14 protein-coding genes are annotated in these 16,540 nt (G+C 66.3%); 10 read left to right on the top strand and 4 right to left on the bottom strand.

Features of this window, described 5'->3' with window-relative positions:
* Positions 1-173: 173 nt before the first annotated feature.
* Positions 174-659 (top strand): VOC family protein, encoded by a 486-nt coding sequence (locus LzC2_RS15220; RefSeq protein ID WP_171188511.1) that lies wholly within the window; start codon positions 174-176, stop codon positions 657-659.
* A gap of 219 nt (positions 660-878) precedes the next feature.
* Positions 879-1,121 carry a hypothetical protein gene (locus tag LzC2_RS15215; RefSeq protein WP_171188509.1) on the top strand — a complete coding sequence of 81 codons (243 nt, stop codon included), beginning with the start codon at positions 879-881 and terminating at the stop codon, positions 1,119-1,121.
* 199 nt (positions 1,122-1,320) lie between these two features.
* On the opposite strand, the gene LzC2_RS15210 is transcribed toward LzC2_RS15215, so the two are convergent.
* The 3 genes from LzC2_RS15210 to LzC2_RS15205 form a co-directional block, all read right to left on the bottom strand.
* Positions 1,321-3,282 (bottom strand): DNA gyrase/topoisomerase IV subunit B, encoded by a 1,962-nt coding sequence (locus tag LzC2_RS15210; RefSeq protein WP_171188507.1) that lies wholly within the window; start codon positions 3,280-3,282, stop codon positions 1,321-1,323.
* 46 nt (positions 3,283-3,328) lie between these two features.
* Positions 3,329-4,525 (bottom strand): YopA family protein, encoded by a 1,197-nt coding sequence (locus tag LzC2_RS23115; RefSeq protein WP_479686185.1) that lies wholly within the window; start codon positions 4,523-4,525, stop codon positions 3,329-3,331.
* Between the two features lie 245 nt (positions 4,526-4,770).
* The gene (locus tag LzC2_RS15205; protein ID WP_171188505.1) at positions 4,771-7,317 is read right to left on the bottom strand and encodes a DNA gyrase/topoisomerase IV subunit A; all 2,547 of its coding nucleotides are present in this window, start codon (positions 7,315-7,317) and stop codon (positions 4,771-4,773) included.
* 297 nt (positions 7,318-7,614) lie between these two features.
* Between LzC2_RS15205 and LzC2_RS15200 the strand changes: the two genes are divergently transcribed.
* From LzC2_RS15200 to LzC2_RS15185, 4 genes are all read left to right on the top strand, one after another.
* Complete coding sequence (locus LzC2_RS15200; RefSeq protein ID WP_171188503.1) at positions 7,615-8,292, top strand: hypothetical protein; 678 nt, start codon at positions 7,615-7,617, stop codon at positions 8,290-8,292.
* Positions 8,293-8,583: 291 nt separating this feature from the next.
* Positions 8,584-9,651: a PEP-CTERM sorting domain-containing protein gene (locus LzC2_RS15195; protein ID WP_206678742.1), complete on the top strand. Its 1,068-nt coding sequence runs from the start codon at positions 8,584-8,586 to the stop codon at positions 9,649-9,651.
* Positions 9,652-9,720: 69 nt separating this feature from the next.
* The gene (locus LzC2_RS15190) at positions 9,721-9,990 is read left to right on the top strand and encodes an acyl carrier protein (protein WP_171188499.1); all 270 of its coding nucleotides are present in this window, start codon (positions 9,721-9,723) and stop codon (positions 9,988-9,990) included.
* Positions 9,991-10,080: 90 nt separating this feature from the next.
* Positions 10,081-10,911: a polyphosphate kinase 2 family protein gene (locus LzC2_RS15185; RefSeq protein ID WP_206678741.1), complete on the top strand. Its 831-nt coding sequence runs from the start codon at positions 10,081-10,083 to the stop codon at positions 10,909-10,911.
* Positions 10,912-10,980: 69 nt separating this feature from the next.
* Here the strand turns inward: LzC2_RS15185 and LzC2_RS15180 are convergent, their stop codons facing one another.
* Positions 10,981-12,288, bottom strand: coding sequence for a PQQ-dependent sugar dehydrogenase (locus LzC2_RS15180; protein WP_171188497.1), 1,308 nt, complete (start codon positions 12,286-12,288; stop codon positions 10,981-10,983).
* Between the two features lie 47 nt (positions 12,289-12,335).
* On the opposite strand from LzC2_RS15180, the gene LzC2_RS15175 reads away from it, so the two are divergent.
* The 4 genes from LzC2_RS15175 to LzC2_RS15160 all read left to right on the top strand — a co-directional run bounded on the left by LzC2_RS15175 (position 12,336) and on the right by LzC2_RS15160 (position 16,092).
* Positions 12,336-13,436, top strand: coding sequence for a DUF1559 family PulG-like putative transporter (locus LzC2_RS15175; protein ID WP_171188495.1), 1,101 nt, complete (start codon positions 12,336-12,338; stop codon positions 13,434-13,436).
* Between the two features lie 148 nt (positions 13,437-13,584).
* Positions 13,585-14,190, top strand: coding sequence for a nicotinamide riboside transporter PnuC (gene pnuC, locus LzC2_RS15170; RefSeq protein ID WP_171188492.1), 606 nt, complete (start codon positions 13,585-13,587; stop codon positions 14,188-14,190).
* A complete protein-coding gene (locus LzC2_RS15165) occupies positions 14,187-15,290 on the top strand; it encodes an AAA family ATPase (RefSeq protein WP_171188490.1) in 1,104 nt (367 codons plus the stop codon). Before pnuC ends, LzC2_RS15165 begins: the two co-directional genes overlap by 4 nt.
* Positions 15,291-15,561: 271 nt before the next feature.
* On the top strand, positions 15,562-16,092 hold the full coding sequence (locus LzC2_RS15160; protein WP_171188488.1) for a hypothetical protein: 531 nt from the start codon (positions 15,562-15,564) through the stop codon (positions 16,090-16,092).
* Positions 16,093-16,540: the final 448 nt, after the last annotated feature.

The raw sequence follows: 16,540 nt of genomic DNA, 5'->3' as shown, positions 1-16,540 counted from the left end.
GCGGTCAGCAGCGCGGATTCGTCGGCGCGCACCGGCGCCTCAGAGACGGACTCGGCGGCGGGATCGGCGAGGACGGGCATGAGTTAGAGGTGCGAGAATAGGAGATTCTCGCGACGCTAGGGCGCCGGCGGGGGCCGCGCCGCCGTTTCTTCTCGCTCCGAGGTTCGATCGCCATGTCCGTTTCCCCCGCTCCCGGCAAGACCGGCCCCGTGAGGACCGGCCCCCGCGTGATCGCGTTCGATCATGTCACGTTGGTTGCGGAAGACCTGGGTCGCACCCGGGCGTTCTACGGCGGCCTGCTGGGCATGAGGGAAGTTCCGCGGCCGGCGTTTTCGTTCGGGGGGCTGTGGTTCGCCGCGACGGCGGGCGGGCCGCCGGTATTGCACGTGATCGAAAGCCACGGCCCCGGCACCTCGCGTCCGGAGGTCGGGGGACCGGGCAGCGGTCTGCCGGGCATCAACGAGGACGGCCGCCCCAAGAGCACCCGCGGGCCGCACCTGGCGCTGCGGTGCGAGGATCCGCGGGCGTTCGAGCCGTTGCTGGAGGAGGCGGGCGTCACGTTCGTGCGTCGGGCGACGCTGCGGCCGGACGGGGCGACGCAGGTGTTCGTCTGCGACCCGGACGGGCACGTCATCGAGCTGTGCTCCGCCCCCGCCTGAGGGCGCCGAGCGCCGCGCCCGCCCGCATAACCCGAACCCGTCGCGCGCGAGACCCGCCGGGGTTTGCGGGGAAGCGGCAGAACCGGCCCGCGGGGGGGTTGCGAGACGCTTGCGAGGCGGGCGGTGTGGCGACCCGCGGCGGCCGTGTCGTATGTTTCGCGACAACGTTCGTTTCGACCCTTATGGTCGCACCCGCCCCCGTGGGTTCCGTCCCTGCCCGTGTCTTCCCGCACCGCGATCCGCCCGCACCGCTTCCCTATGGCGAGCCCCACCAACGCCCGCCGGATGATCTTTCTGGCGTGGGCCCTCGCCGCGGTCGCCGCGCTGCTGGCGATTCTGGACTTCGCCCTGCCGGACGGCGCCAAGGTCTTCGGCGGCCAACCGGTGATGGACGTCCTGCTGCTGATCAGCGCCGCGCTGGTCGGCTACCTCGGCTGGGACGCTTGGCGCGACATCCGGTAGACAGTTTCTCCCCTCTCCCTCGAGGGAGAGGGGCCGGGGGTGAGGGTGGCGAGCCCTCACCCGCAGTCGTGACTCGGTGACCTCTGCCGAGGCGTCGAAAGCACAGGGGCGCGGGGAACGGCGATCGGACGGTGAACGCCCCCTCACCCCCAGCCCCTCTCCCCCAAAAGGGGGCGAGGGGAGCAAGCCGGCGCAACGCCTACAGATCCAGGTCGTCCGCGAGGCTCGCGCTTTCCATGATGAGGCGGTAGCGCTCGCCGGCGTCTTTGCCGAGCAACTGGGTGAAGGTGTTGTCGGCCTCGAACTGGCTCTCCACGTCCACCCGCAGCAGGGTGCGGGTTTCGGGATCGAGGGTGGTCTCGCGGAGTTGTTCGCTGTCCATCTCGCCCAGCCCTTTGAATCGCAGGACTTCCACCTTGCGGCTGGCGGGGATCTCCGCGAGCAGGGCTTCCTTCGCGGCGTCGTCCATCGCGTACTCCGTCGTGTTCCCCACGCTGATGCGATACAGCGGCGGCTGAGCGAGGAACAACCGGCCGCTCTGCACCAGCCGGGGCATATGCCGGAAGAAGAACGTCAGCAGCAGCGTGGAGATGTGGTAGCCGTCGCTGTCGGCGTCCATCAGCAGGATGATGCGGCCGTAGCGGAGCCGTGATTCGTCGAACCCGGCGCCGATGCCGGCGCCGAGCGCCTCGACGACGCTTTTGACCTCCGCGTTCTTGAGCACCTTGCCCGTGGAGAGTCCCTCCGTGTTGAGGATTTTTCCTCGCAAGGGGAGTACCGCCTGGGTGACGCCGTCGCGGCCCATCGCCGCGGTGCCGCCGGCGCTGTCGCCTTCGACCAGGAACAGTTCGTTCGCTTCGACGTCCTTGCCGCGGCAGTCGAGCAGCTTCTCCGGCAGCGGGCCGCGTTTCTTGCCGCTCGATTTGCCCCGCACGTCCGCCGCCGCCGCCCGGCTGGCGGCCCGGGCGCGGGCGGCGAGCACGATCCGGCCCAGCACCGCGTCCGCGACGGACGGGTTGTTGTTCATCCAGGTCTCGACGCCGGGCCGCACGACGCCCTCGACGAACGCGGTCATCTCCGGGTTGTTGAGCTTCTCCTTGGTCTGACCCTGAAACATCGGGTCGCCGTGGAAGGCGCTCAGCACGCAGGTCACGCCTTCGCGGATGTCCTCCGGGCCGACCGTCACCCCTTTGACGGTCTTCTCGTGGGTCGACATATAATTGCGGACCGCTTTGAGAATGCCGGCCCGCAGGCCGCTCTCGTGGGTGCCGCCGGCGTGGGTGCGAATGCCGTTGACGTAGCTGCGGACCTGCTCGTCCGTCGCTTCGGTCCAGCGCAGAGCCAGCTCGACTTTGATCCGGCCGTCGTCCTTCTCCGCGGTGAACGGCTCGTCGTGGACGGAGCGGCGTTTGCCCTCCTTGCACAGCTTTTCGAGGTACGCCTTGATGCCGTCCGGCTGGACGAACTCGACCGATTCCTTCTTCGCCTCGTCCGTAAACTTAATCTGCAACCCCGCGTGGATATACGAGATATCCTCCAGGTGGGTCTTGATGATGTCCGGGTTGAGGCGGGTCTGTTTGAAAATCTGCGGGTCCGGGCGGAAGGCGATCTCCGTGCCGCTGCCGCGGAACTCCTTCGTCCGCTCGACGGGCGCCTGCGGGAGGCCGCGTTTGTAGTGCTGGACCCACTCGTAGCCGTCGCGATGCACGATCGCGGTCATCTTGGAGCTCAGCGCGTTCACCACGCTGCTGCCCACCCCGTGCAAGCCGCCGCTGCGGGCGTAGTTCTTGTCGGAGAATTTTCCCCCCGCGTGCAACGTGGTCAGGATGACTTCTAAAGCGCTGCGTTTGTATTTGGGGTGATCGTCGACGGGAATCCCCCGCCCCCAGTCGCGGACGCTGGCGCCCTGGCCGTCTTTATCGAGCACGACTTCGATCTTGTCCGTGTGCCCGGCGAGGAACTCGTCGACGCAGTTGTCGACCACTTCCCACAGCAGATGGTGCAGGCCGCGGTTGTCGACGCCGCCGATATACATACTCGGCCGACGCCGGACGGCTTCGAGCCCTTCCAGCACTTCAATATCCGCCGCCCCATAGGAGGACGGCGCGGCGGCTTTCACGCTTTTGGTGAGGCGATTGGCGGTGGCGACGGCGGCGGACATGTCAGTTTTTAAGAGGAGTCTGTTAGCTGTAGAAAATGCAGGGCTGTCAAGCGGCTGACCAAGGAACTCGCATCAACTGATCAGCGAGCGATTCCCGGATGCGACACCTACAGTCCCCTTTGAAGCCGATCGCGTGCAGCACTGCGGCTTCTACGAGCCAGAGCGAAAGTTCGCTAAGCTCACGCAGTAGATCGGAGCTGAACTGGTCTCTTATCCTCTTGGTTTCCGTTGAGGTGTGCACTAACTTGTTCCGTGCCTCCGTAAGGAGTTCTACTGTCGACTTAGTATGATTGCCCTTGCCGGTCATCCCTCGTGCAGCACTATGGAGACTCCTAAAGTGGGGCGGCGTCTCCGCGGGAATTGAGCACACTCTCAAGAGCAGCGAAATCTTGTCAGAGGCTTTCAAGTCCCCCCAAGCCTGTTCGGTGAGGTACTTCTCTCGATGAACCAAGTGCAACCAAGCTAGTGCTTCAAGGCAGGAATGCAGCAGAATGATGCCGCCCTCTACGTACGTTGAATATCTCGCTGTCTCAACGTACCAGAGAATGATGTGACGCAGTTCACGCCTGACTACAGGATCTGCAGTTGCATCGACCATCAGCGGGAGTATGTGGCCAACGCCAGTAGAACTAGGTGGTCGCCAAGTGCGTGTCTTGCGATAGTCCTTGAGGTGAGGCTGCGAGACATCTATAAACACTGGCACTCCTTCCGATACTCCTCGGCAGAGCAACGGGCCTACCAAGGCTCCATATGAAAATGCGAACGACAGTTCTATGGCCTCGAGGAACGGCTTCGCCTCATGAAATCTAAATGCCCTCCCATCTTGGCGCTGTAGAAGCCCGGCGTGGGTGAAGGCAAAACCTCGACTCCGTGCCAGTTCGCTCTGCAGTTCCTCTAGGTGGCTAACTGTGTCAATGAGCAATCGCCAGTTGCCGTGGGCAAACTCCGACCCGCCCCACCACACTCGATCCACTGCATTTCGTACGGGGTCGCCCGAATAATCGCATATGTTTATGAAATGGAGTTGGAGTCGGTCTACAGGATGGCGATTGCAGGAAGACCCGGTTACGACTCCCGTAGCCGACTCGCGTGTTCCTGAGTCTTCAGACCAATGTACTGGACTATTGGTAATGAAGCCGGTGTATATATTCCCCGAAGAGATCGACTCCGCCTTGAACTTCCCTCCAGGCCTACCCTCAAGCGCAGCAATCCACCGTGCAGCAGGGCCTATCTCGCCATGCATCACCGGCCGTTCCTCAAACTCTAGGCGGCACTTCGGAGTGGGCAGCCAGTCCCAGATTAGCTTGCCGCGTGCACGCTTATCACCTCTGAAAAAGCGGCCTTCCCCCTCGACGTCGAAGGGGCCAGCGTCTAGCGCGAATGATTCGTTAATGGCACCAAATGTGATGGCAGGCTGAACTGCCAAGCGGTACGCCCTGAACTGCGACGTGCGTCCTTTGTGAGGAAGTGCTTCGAGCAGTAGATCGCTCACTTCGTCGCCCCCCAGTCCGCCAGTTGCGGGCCGGGACCGATCACGCTTTGGAAGCCGGTCCGCTGACTGGTCTTCACCCCTTTGCCCCCGCGGCCGGTGGGGGTGTATTTCATCTGGCCGAAGGACAATTGCTTGTCGTTCACGTTGATCGTCTGCAACACGTCGCTGGGGCGGCGGCAGAGTTGGGCGCCCAGTACGGCGTCGGACTTTTCAAGGTCAATGCCCTTCACCCCTTTGCCGGGGCCGGCGAGCACGGGGACGCTGTCCGTCTTGAAGTGCAGCACGCGGGCCTTTTTCGTGGCGAGGAACACGCTGTCGGCGCCGTCCACCCGCTCCACATGCACGACTTTATCGCCGTCGGCGAGCCGCAGATATTTCCGCCCGCCCCGCGTGCTGGGATCGCGGAACGCGGAGAGACCGACGCGGGAGACCTGCCCCTGCTCCGTCGCCACGAACAGATGCGGGGCCAGCGAAGGCGTGCCTTCGACCTCGAAATCGGCGGGGGTGAAGCGCTCGTCGGTGGAGAGCGCCGCGACGATCCGCACGCCGTCGTCCAGCTTCACATGCTTGCCCAGCGGCTCCCCGTAGCCGGTGCTGGCGGGGATCTGATCGACCGGCAACGTATAGGCGGCGCCGTCCTCGGCGAAGAACACGATCGCGTCCAGCGTGCTGGCGCCCAGCACGCAGATCGTTTCGTCCCCCTCGCGGGTGCGGAGGGCGTCGACGGCGTTGATGGTGCCCAGCCGCTTGATCCAGCCGTCGCGGGTCAGCACGACGTTGGTGTCCTCGCGGACGATGTAGGCGGTCGGGTCGAATTCTTCGACCTCGTCGCTGCCGCCCAGCGTGGTGCGGCGGCGGTCGGAATACTCCTCGCCGATCTCCTTCAGCTCCGCCCGGATCAACGCCCACAGCTCCTTCTCGCTGCCGAGCAGTTTGACGAGGCGATCGGCCGCGTCGCGCTTCTCCGCCAGTTCGCCGAGCACCTCGTCGATCTCCAATCGGGAGATCTTATAGAGCATCATTTCGAGGATCGCGTTCGTCTGGCGTTCGTCCAGCGGGAATGCGTCCATCATCTGTACGCGGGCGTCCGCCTTGCCGGAGGAGCCGCGGATGATGCGGATCGCTTTATCGATCCCGCTGAACAGGATCTCGAATCCTTCGAGCAGATGAATGCGGCGCCGCAGCACCCGTAGATCGTGCGTCAGGCGGCGGGTGACGGTTTGCAGGCGGAAGTCGAGGAAGACCCGCAGCAGTTGTTTCAGATCCAGCCGACGGGGGACCAGCGGCACGTCGTCGCCGCCGTCGATCAACGCAGTCTCGGCGGGGTCGTCGTCGCCCGGTTCGTCGAACCCGGGTTCGGTCTCGCCGAGGCCCCGCGGGGCCTCGGCGTTATCTGGATCGTCCTCGACGAACGCTTCGTCCGGCACCAGCGCGGTGAGGTTCACCGCGAAGTTCTGCTCCAGCGCGGTGTGCTTGTAGAGGTACGCCATGACGGTGTCGGCGTCCTCCTTGCTCTTCACCGTGACGACCACCCGCAGACCGTGGGTGCGGTCGGTTTCGTCCTCGGCGCCCAGCATCTGGGGAATCTTGCGGCTCTCCGCGAGCGCCTTGAGATCCGCGACTACCGCCCCGCTGGTCACGCCGTGGGGGAGACTGTCGATGACGAGCCGGGCCGGTTGCGCCTTCTTGCGACCCTTCTTCTGCTGGGCGTCCTCCGGGTCGAAGTCCCAGACGGCCCGCACCTTGATCGACCCGCGGCCCTCCTCGTAGGCGGTGCGGATGTCGGCGCGGTCGGAGACGATCCGTCCGCCCAGCGGGAAGTCCGGCCCCTTCACGCCCTTCTGCATCAGCTGGGCGACCGTGGCGTCGGGGTCGTCGATCAGGTGGCAGGCGCTGTTGATCACCTCCCGCAGGTTGTGCGGGGGAACGTTGGTGGCCATGCCGACGGCGATGCCGGTCGCTCCGTTGACCAGCAGGTGCGGGAACGCCGCGGGGAAGACGACCGGCTCCGTGCGTTCGGCGTCGTAGGTAGGCCGGGTGGGCACGGTGTTCTTGCCGAGTTCCGCCATCAGCGACGCCGCGGGGGCGGTGAGGCGGGCCTCGGTGTACCGGGCGGCGGCGGCGGGCAGGCCGAGCACGCTGCCGAAGTTCCCCTGCCCCTCCACCAGCGGCACGCGCATCGCGTGATCCTGGGCGAGGCGAACCAGCGTGTCGTACGCGGCGGTGTCGCCGTGGGGGTGATACTTGCCGATCGTGTCGCCGACGATGCGGGCGCACTTGGCCGTCTTGGCGCCCGGGCCGAGGTTCAGCTCCCGCCCCATCACGTACAGAATCCGGCGCTGCACCGGCTTGAGTCCGTCGCGGGCGTCCGGCAGCGCCCGACTGCTGATGACGGACAGCGCGTAGTTCAGGTACCGCCGCCGGGTCTCGTCGGCGAGCGACACGTACCGCACCGCCGGCCGCCCCTCGGGCCGCACCGACTTCTTCCGCCGCCGCGTCTTCTTCTTCGCGGAACCGTTGGAACTGGGAGGGGACGAAGCCACGGCGGCGGGGGAGCGAAGGCGGAACAGGTGGACAGAAGGGCACCGGATTGTATCCGATTCGATTCGATCTGCCTACGGGGGTTACGCAGGCGGCGGCGCCTGGGTGACTGGGGCAGCAGGGAGGGAGGCGCCAGCCGACGGACCGGATGCCCCAGTAGCGAACGGCGCCGGCTCGCTCCTCCCCTCATTCGCACGCCACCCGTTCTGGGGCATCCGCTACGCTTCTTCAGCCACCCGCCGCAACGTCTCTCTGATGGTTGCCCGAACCGAACATTACAGTAGGTGTCACTAAACAATATGCCCACATCCAAACAAAAATCTGAAGGCACCATGATTGACCATGAAACTGCAGCTAACAATGCCCGAGACGCCACAGACTACATACAGACTTGCTGCGGCACTGTTGGATCGTTCCACGGCTCCCCAGACGTATATCAATTCTTAAAGGACGCCGCCGGCGAGATGGCCGCGGCGACTCCGTCCACCGTGTTGCCGAGTCGATACATCGAGCATGTGGCCTACGCCCTGAACATGACCGCGTCAAATAGATTCCTATCCCCGCCGGCAGCAATTGCCTCAGTTTACTTAGCGACCCGCTTCGAATTTTACTTCCGCGTACTCTCTGGCAAGCTCAACGCAGACGGATCGTGGATATCGTCCGCTTCCCAACAAGCGGCGCAATCAGCAATCAATGATCACCGCCTTTCTTGGAGACGAGTGTCTAGCGTGGCCCTCGCCTACAAGATCATGATGCTAAACCGAACGCTGCCTGTCGTGCGGTATTTCGAAATGCTGGACAGATCTTTGTATATGACCCCGACAACGGTCGTCGGCCCTATGACAGTTTCTAACCTTGGTGACCGGATTGAGTTTGGCCGCCATGCAGTCAGTCATGGTCACTGGGGAGACATGTCCGCTGAGGCGGTTTTCTATGGGCTAATGACTTCCATTGTGTTCTATAGCGCAGAGCAGTAAACGGACACAAGGACGTTTGCTGCTCGACGGGCGACCGTGGTCGGCCCGCGAGGGCGGGGTTCTTGGAGCGACCGCGGTCGGGCCGCCCCTGGAACGGGTGACGTGCGAATCCTGAGCGTTCCCCGTCGTTCCACCGGGCGTGGCCGATCGGCGACGCGGCCCGCTGTTGAATCGGGTTGGGGGGATCGGTAGGTTTCTGAGGACTGAACAGTCCGCGTTCGCGGCGCTGGGTACCGCTCGTACCGTCTCCTCACACCACAATTCGCTATGCCTTGGCCCCCCGCAGGCGCCATGCTCCGGTTTGCGCTGCTGTCAGCGGCGCTGTCGACCGCCTCGACGCCGGCCGCGTTCGCGGGGTTCATCTTCGCGGGAGAGAGCAACGGCGTCGACGTCGTCGCCCATCCGATCGGCTACGACGGCACGGGCGGTCTGCTGAACATCTCCGTCGGCATCGACCCGACCAGCATGTTCGCCAACGAGATGATGATCTCGACCCAGAACGTGGTGAACACGTTCAACCGCATGACCGCGGTCACCGGGAACCTGGACACGTCCGGCACGGTGCCGTTCGCTCAGTTCGACTTTGAAAGCGTCTTGCTGCACGAGATGGGACACTCGATGGGGCTGGCCCACGTGAACATCGGCGGCTCCTCCGCAGCGAACGAGTACACCTTCAGCACGGACGGGACGAATAACGTCTTCGACACGAACCCCGGCGCCGACGGGGTGATCGGCTCCGCGGACGACCTGCGCGGCGACGACGTCAACCTGATCTACTTCGACAAGGCCACGAACGACCCGTTCGCGATCGCGGCGGTCAACGACCCGAACGCGATCATCGATTCGACGACCTACAGCCGGGACTTGGCCGATCTTCCGGTCGGCGACAACTACGCGGCGCAAGGAAGCCGGGCCGTCGCCGCCCTCACCGGCTACGGCGATACGGAGGCCGTCATGCAGCAGGGAACGTTCAACGGGGAAGCTCAACGAGACTTCGCCGCCCAAGACGTCGCGCACATGCGGTACGCCCGCAGCGGCCTGGACAGCCTCCAGGGCACTGCCGACGACTACACATGGGAGCTGACGTTTCTCGGTCTCGACACCGGCGCCGATATCGTGATCGATTTCGATAATAGCCAGACAGGTTTCGCCGTGTCCCAGAACAGCGGTACGTTCCTGAGCAGTAACGATATCGGGATCGCCGCCAGTAGTATTTTCTTCAACTCCAACGCCAACTGGTACTTCAACGACACCCCCTCCGCGGTGCCGGAACCCGGGACGACCGGGCTGTTGTTGGCCGCTCTCGCCGGAGCGCTCGGCTGGCGGCGTCGGTTCGGCCGGACGACCGAGGCGGCCTGACCGTCCGCCCGCGGTCGGACGGGCCGTCGTATCCTGCCACCTGAGACGACACCCCAAGGAGCCTGACCGATGTTCGAACTGCTCCCCGTCGTGATCCCCGCGGGCGTGCTGCTGCTCGCGCTCGTCATCTGGGGCTTCTTCGCCGGCCACGTCGCGGAGGCGAATTGGCAGGAGCGCTGGCCGGCGATCTCGGACGACGAGTTCGTCGCCAAGTGCTCGCCGGGGACGACGCCGGAGACGGCGTTGAAGGCCCGGCGCATCATCGCCGAGCAACTTGGCGTGCCGTACGAGCGGGTGTCGCCCGAGCAACGCTTCGTCGAAGATCTGCTCGCCGACTGACGACGGGGCGAGACGGCCGGGCGGCGGGTCGGGCGATGGCGTATCGTGGCGACGTCATCGCCCCAGCTTCTCCGGTCCCCCCAGCTTGCCGTGAAGATCGACCTCGACCGTTACCGCATTCGCCCCGGCAAGCGGCCGGACTTGGGGCGGCGGGACTCCGCGAACACGCAGGGGTTGGACAAGCAGGACGACCGGGAGAAGGTCGAGGAGCAGATCGCCGAGTATCAGGAACGGCTCCGCGCGTTGCAGGAACGCTTATACGCCGAGGGGAAGCAGTCGCTGTTGGTCGTGTTGCAGGCGATGGACGCGGCGGGGAAGGATTCCACCGTCAAGCACGTGCTCGGCGGGATGAACCCGAATAACGTCCGCGTGTGGAGCTTCAAGACGCCCACGAAGGTCGAACTGAGCCACGACTTCCTCTGGCGGGTGCACAAACACGCTCCCGGCGCCGGGTACGTGGGCGTGTTTAATCGCTCGCACTATGAGGACGTCTTGATCGTCAAGGTGCACGGCTGGGTCGATAAAGACACGATCGAGCGCCGCTACGATCACATCAACCACTTCGAAGAACTGCTCGCCGACGGCGGCACGCGGGTGGTGAAGATCATGCTGCACGTCTCGAAGGAGTATCAACTCGGCCGCTTCCGCCGCCGCTTGCGCAAGCCGGAGAAGCACTGGAAGTTCAACCCCGCCGACCTCACGGAGCGGGCGTTATGGAACGAATATCAGGACGCCTTCGAGATCGCCTTGAAGAAGACCTCCACCGAAGCGGCCCCGTGGTTCGTGATCCCCAGCGAAGAACGTTGGTTCCGCAACCTGGCGATCAGCCAGTTGTTGGTCAAAACGCTGGAAGAGATGGACCCGCAGTTTCCCGCCCCGGACTTCGACCCGGCGGCGTACCCGCCGGAGGGGATTGAATAAGGGGGCGACCTTGTTCTCCCCTCTCCCCTTTTTTGGGGGAGAGGGGAGAAGAAGGACCGATCATCGGCCTTACTTCGTCGGCGGGCTGATCCGATAGATCCGCCCGTTGCCTTCCTCGGTGAACAGCAGGGCGCCGTCCGGGGCGAACTGCACGTCGACCGGGCGGCCGCAGGTTCTGGGGACGGAGGCGTCGAGCAGGAAGCCGGTCACGAAGTCCTCGTAGCCGCCGGTCGGTCGGCCGTCCTCGAAGGGGATGAATACGATCTTATAACCGGTGCCGGTGTCGCGGTTCCACGATCCGCGGAACGCCGCGAACGCCCCGCCGCGGTAGCGTTCGGGCCATTTGTCGCTGTCGCAAAACGCCAGCCCCAGCGCCGCGGAGTGCGCCTGATACAGCACGTCCGGCGTGACGGTCTGAGCGGCCAGCTTCGGGCGTTCGCTTTCTCCATCGATCATGCGGCGGGGGTCGAGGTTCTCCGGCGTCAGGTAGGCGTACGGCCAGCCGTAGAAGGCGCCTTCCTGGACCCGGGTGAGGTAATCGGGCACGAGATCGTCGCCGATTTTGTCCCGCTCGTTGACGTTCACGTACACCTCGCCGGTGGTCGGTTCGAAGTCCAAACCGACCGGGTTCCGCAGGCCGGAGCCGTAGATCTGGCGATCGGTGCCGTCGAGGTTCATCCGCAGCACCGCGGCCCGCGGGGGAGCTTCCTGATCGACGTTCGATTCACTGCCGACCGTCGCGAAGAGATACTTGCCGTCCGGCGAGACCCGCACGTTCCGCGTCCAGTGCTGATTATATCCCTGGCCCGGCAACTCCGTGATCGGCACGGAGGATGCTTCGAGCTTCGTTTGCCCCGCTTGATACGGGTATCGCAACACGGCGTTCGTATTGCCGAGATAAAAGTACCATTGATCCCCGACCTGCGCGAAATCCATGCCGAAGGGCAGGTTGGCGCCGTTCGCTTCGTCCAGGAAGAGATGACGCTCGTCGGAGACGCCGTCGTCGTTCATGTCGCGGAGCAGGTGAATCTTGTTCGTCCGGCCGCAGGAGACCAACACGTCCCCCTCCGGCGTGAGCGCCAGCCAGCGGGCCTTCTCGACGCCCTCGGCGAACAGATTCGCCGTGAACCCCTCCGGCACGTTCAGGGCGAAATCGTCCGGCGGAACGACGACCTTCGGGTTCTTCTTGGCGCTCTCCGAGGCGAACGGCTCCGGCAGATCCTCGACGGCGATGTGAATCGCCTCCGGCTTCAGCGGTTCGACCGGAATCCGCGATTCCGCGGGGGTCTCCGCGGCCGGGGCGACGCCGGCGGCGGCGGCCAACAGGGCCGCCCCGATGAGGCGGCGGTGGACGAAACGGAGGCGGGACCGAAGCATGACGGCGAACCTGCTGGCAGGACGATGAATTCCAGAACGACGCCCCCATGGTAGACCGGCCGTCCGTCGCCCCTCACCCCCGCGGCCCCGGCGTCGCCCCGCATCCGCGGGTGGGGTTTGCTCCGGGGGGACCTGTTCGGAGAAGAGCCTCGCGGAGCGGGTTCACGCTGATCGAACTGCTGGTCGTAATCGCGGTGATCGCCCTGTTGGTCTCCCTATTGCTGCCCGCCGTGCAGCAGGCGCGGGCGGCGGCCCGGCGGACGCAGTGCGCGAACAACCTCAAGCAGCTCGGCTTGGCGCTGCACAATTTGGAGGGAGTCGAAGGCCATTTCCCCGCCGGCCGCGGGGCGCCGCTGCCGGTGATCTTCTCGCCCCAGGCGCAGCTGCTGCCCTACCTCGACGGCGACGTGCTGCACAATCAGATTGATTACGACGCCGCCCCGGTCACCTTCGGCATCGGCGGCGGGGTGACGTTCGACGGCTCGGCGAACGCCCCCGCGGCGGGGGTCGCGGTGCCCACGTTCCTCTGCCCCGCCGACGGCGCCGCCCGCATCCCCGGCCTCGACATCGCCCCCGATCGCTTCGCCGCGACGAATTACGCCGCCTGCGCCGGCTCCGGGATGAAGGACTTCGGCTCCCTCAGCGATGCCGACGGCGTGTTCTACACCGGCTCGGAAGTGGGGTTTGCCGACCTCCGCGACGGGGCGACGAACACCGCGGCGTTCTCCGAACGTCCGCTGGGCGAGGGCGGAACCGTCACCCTCGACCCCGCCGCGATCGCAGACGCCGGCGCCGCGACGACGGCCCGTTTGATCCGCGAGATCCCCGGCGGGGACGACCCCACGGACGACGCCTGCCTCGCCGACGCCGCCGGCGGCTGGTTCACGGAGCGCGGCGGCAAGTGGATCCTCGGCAACTACGGCAACACCCTCTACGACCACGCCCTGCCGCCCAACGCCGCCGCTTGGGACTGCATGAACCAGCGCCAACAAAAGGCCCGCATGACCGCCCGCAGCTTTCACAGCGGCGGCGTCACCCTGCTCCTCTGCGACGGCTCCGTCCGCTTCGTCGCCGAGTCGATCGACCTCCCGACCTGGCACGCCGCCGCGACCCGCGCCGGCGGCGAGGTGCTGGGCGAGGGGTGGTGAAAGCACGGCAGCCCGAGGCGCGAGCCGAGGCCGGGCGACGTGGGCCATGCAACCCAACCTCGGCTTGCACCTCGGGCTGTCGGGGCGTTGCCGAAGGGGTCGGTCGGTAGCATGAAGCGCGTTCGCCTCCCTGCCCTGGACCCTGCGCGTGTCGCCGCTCGAACTCGTCGCCGCGCTCTCCGGGTTGGCCTGCGTGCTGTTGACGGTGCGTCGGCACATGCTCTGCTGGCCGATCGGGCTGGTGATGGTCGCGCTCTACGCGATTATCTTTTATGAGGCGAAGCTGTATTCGGACTGCCTGTTGCAGATCGTGTATATCGGCCTGCAACTCTACGGGTGGCGGCAGTGGATCGTCGAACGCCGGCCGGCGGGGGGAACGGGCGAAGCCTTGGAGGAATCAGAGGCGCCCGCCGAGGTGCCGGTGCGGTGGCTCAGCGGGCGGGCGACGGCGTGGTGGGTCGCGGGGATCGCCGTCGGCACGCTGCTGTGGGGCGCCGGGATGGCGTCCTATACGGACGCGGCCCTGCCCTTCGGCGACGCCTTCACCACGGTCGCCAGCCTCGTCGCCCAATGGTTGCTGGCGAAGCGGGCGGTGCAGTCCTGGCTGGCGTGGATCGCCGTCGACGTGGCCTGCGTACCGATTTATGTCCATAAAGAACTCTATCTGACCGCGGGGCTGTACGCGGTCTTCCTGGGGTTGGCGATCGCCGGGTTCCTCGCCTGGCGAAAGGCCGCCGCGGAGCCGCGACCGTGACGAAAACGAGCGCCACGACCGTCGGCTTCACCCTCGGCAAGTTCGCCCCGCTGCATGCGGGGCATCAGGCGTTGATCGAAACGGGTCTCGCGGAGACGGACCGCTTCATCGTGCTCGTCTACGACGCCCCGGAGGTCACCCCCGTGCCGCTGCCGGTGAGGGTGCAATGGCTCCGGGATCTTTATCCGAATATCGAGGTGATCGCCGGGTGGGGCGGGCCGTCGGCGGTGGGCGATACGCCGGCGATTCGGGCCTTGCAGGAGGAGTTCATTCTAAAATCGCTGGCCGGTCGGCGGGTGACGCACTTTTATTGCAGCGAGTTCTACGGCGAACACGTCGCCCGGGCGCTGGGGGCGATCGACCGGCGGTTCGACCCGAGCCGCGAGCGCGTGCCGGTCTCCGGGACGGCGGTGCGGGCGGACCCGATCGGTCTGCGGGACCGGGTTCCTCCCCGCGTGCGGTGGGATTTGCTGACGAAGGTCGTGTTCGTGGGCGCCCCGTCAACAGGCAAGACGACGCTGTGCAGCGCCCTCGCGGAGCGGTGCGGCGAACCCTGGGCGCCGGAGTACGGGCGGGAGTATTGGGCAAGGCATCAAATCGACCGACGGCTCTCGCCGGAGCAACTGGTCGAGATCGCCGTCGGACATCGGGCCGCCGAGGAACGCCTCGCCGCGGACGCTCGAAACACGCTGTTCGTCGATACGGACGCTTCCACGACCCGCATCTTCGCCGAGGACTATCACGGCGGCGCCCTGCCGGAACTGGACCGCTTGGCCGCGGCCTGCGGCGGGCGATACGACCTGACGTTTCTCTGCGCCGACGACATTCCCTACGAGGACACGGCCGATCGCTCCGGGGCGGCGCATCGGGCGGTGTTCCAACGACGGATCCGGGCCGATCTGCTGGCGCGCGGCCGGGCGTTCTTCACCCTGCGGGGATCATTGGAGCAGCGGATCGATACGGCGGGGGCCGTGATGCAGAACCATCGCAAGTGGGAGTCGCTGGCCGACCGGTTGTGGGACGGCGGGCAAGCCGCAATTGCACGGCAGAGCGGCGACGGGCTGTCAAGCTTTGCGGGTTCCGCGGAACGCCCGGACTGATCTTGACGTGCCGGGGGAATGGGGTCCGAACGTGCCGGCGGCGCTCATCCCGCGGACGACGACGGGCCGATGACCCCGGCGGGTCGTCCCTCGCCCGACGCCGCCCCGTCCGAGTCAGCGCCGCTCCCGGCTTTATGCCGAAGCGTCGCGAACCGGACGGGTCGGCGCCGGGGCGGGGGATCCGCCCGTCAAGGACCGACCACCGCCCCCTGTCTGCACCGCCCGGCGAGAAGCCGGACTCGTGCGGGGGCCATGCCCGCAGGGACGCCCGATGATCCGCCCGCTGTTCACCCGCCGCACGCTGGCTCGCGCCGCCGCTGCGATGGCCGTCGCCGCCGCCGTCGGGAGCTTCGCTTCCCCGTCCGGCGCCCACGACCCCGTCTCCGGCGACTCGCCGGAAGACCGCGCCTATCTGCATCAGGAAGGGTACGTCGCGCTGAACGCGCCGCTGTATCCCTCCCCCCGCCAGGATATTCCGATTCAGGTCGGCGGGACGATGATCACGAACCCCGCGTTCGCCCCGCACGAATATCTGTACGCCCACGATTACAACGCCCTGTACGGGCCGTTCTATCACCGGGCCCGCGGCACTTGGAAAATCACGCCGTGGGGCGTGCGGACCAAGGAAGAATGGGATCTCGTCGGGACCGAAGTGAAGGTCAAATACCGCAGCAAGATCCCGTTCTTCGCGGGCTTCAGCGCTCCGTTCAACAGCCGGCACACCCTGTGGGACAACGAGTGGGCGAACACCCCCTCGCCCTACGGCTCCCCCGCCACCGGCAGCCCGAACTTCCACCACTAAACCCGTTTCAACCCGTTTGCGGCGGTCGGCTCTCCGGAATCGATCGTCCGCGACGCACGCCTCGCTTTCGGTCGGTCGCCCCGCACGGCCGCCCCGGGGGCGAGCGGCCGGCGCCGCTCGCCCCCCACGCTTCGCCGGTTCTTCGCCCGTTCGTTCTCGCCCGCACGGGGCGAGCGGGCGGGGGCCGGCCCCGACCCGAGTCCCCCGGCTCGTCCTCGTCGCTCCCTCGCCCCGTGCGAAGGGCGACGGCGGGCGACGTCGATCGGCTCGCTCCGACCCGTTCCCTCCTGCCAGCCACCTCCTCCGGGGGAAGCCTCCCATGCGACTGCAATCCGCGGCCCCCCGGGCCCCTCACGCGCCCCGCACGCTTCGGCGTCGCCTCGCGCATCTGTTGACCCTCTCCCTGCTGAGCGCCCCGGCGCTGCTGGGCGGACGGGCGATGGCGGAC

The organism is Alienimonas chondri (genome assembly GCF_013036045.1).
Lineage (GTDB): Bacteria > Planctomycetota > Planctomycetia > Planctomycetales > Planctomycetaceae > Alienimonas > Alienimonas chondri.
Note: the sequence above shows the minus strand (reverse complement) of the source record. Positions and strands in the feature narration are given on the sequence as shown.

Bases quoted from the DNA above. Each gene is read 5' to 3' on its own strand.
- LzC2_RS15180 (WP_171188497.1), bottom strand. From the start codon at position 12,288: ATGCTTCGGTCCCGCCTCCGTTTCGTCCACCGCCGCCTCATCGGGGCG.
- LzC2_RS15210 (WP_171188507.1), bottom strand. From the start codon at position 3,282: ATGTCCGCCGCCGTCGCCACCGCCAATCGCCTCACCAAAAGCGTGAAA.
- LzC2_RS15160 (WP_171188488.1), top strand. From the start codon at position 15,562: ATGATCCGCCCGCTGTTCACCCGCCGCACGCTGGCTCGCGCCGCCGCT.
- LzC2_RS23115 (WP_479686185.1), bottom strand. From the start codon at position 4,525: ATGCATGGCGAGATAGGCCCTGCTGCACGGTGGATTGCTGCGCTTGAG.
- LzC2_RS15220 (WP_171188511.1), top strand. From the start codon at position 174: ATGTCCGTTTCCCCCGCTCCCGGCAAGACCGGCCCCGTGAGGACCGGC.
- LzC2_RS15200 (WP_171188503.1), top strand. From the start codon at position 7,615: ATGCCCACATCCAAACAAAAATCTGAAGGCACCATGATTGACCATGAA.
- LzC2_RS15195 (WP_206678742.1), top strand. From the start codon at position 8,584: ATGCTCCGGTTTGCGCTGCTGTCAGCGGCGCTGTCGACCGCCTCGACG.
- LzC2_RS15190 (WP_171188499.1), top strand. From the start codon at position 9,721: ATGTTCGAACTGCTCCCCGTCGTGATCCCCGCGGGCGTGCTGCTGCTC.
- LzC2_RS15175 (WP_171188495.1), top strand. From the start codon at position 12,336: ATGGTAGACCGGCCGTCCGTCGCCCCTCACCCCCGCGGCCCCGGCGTC.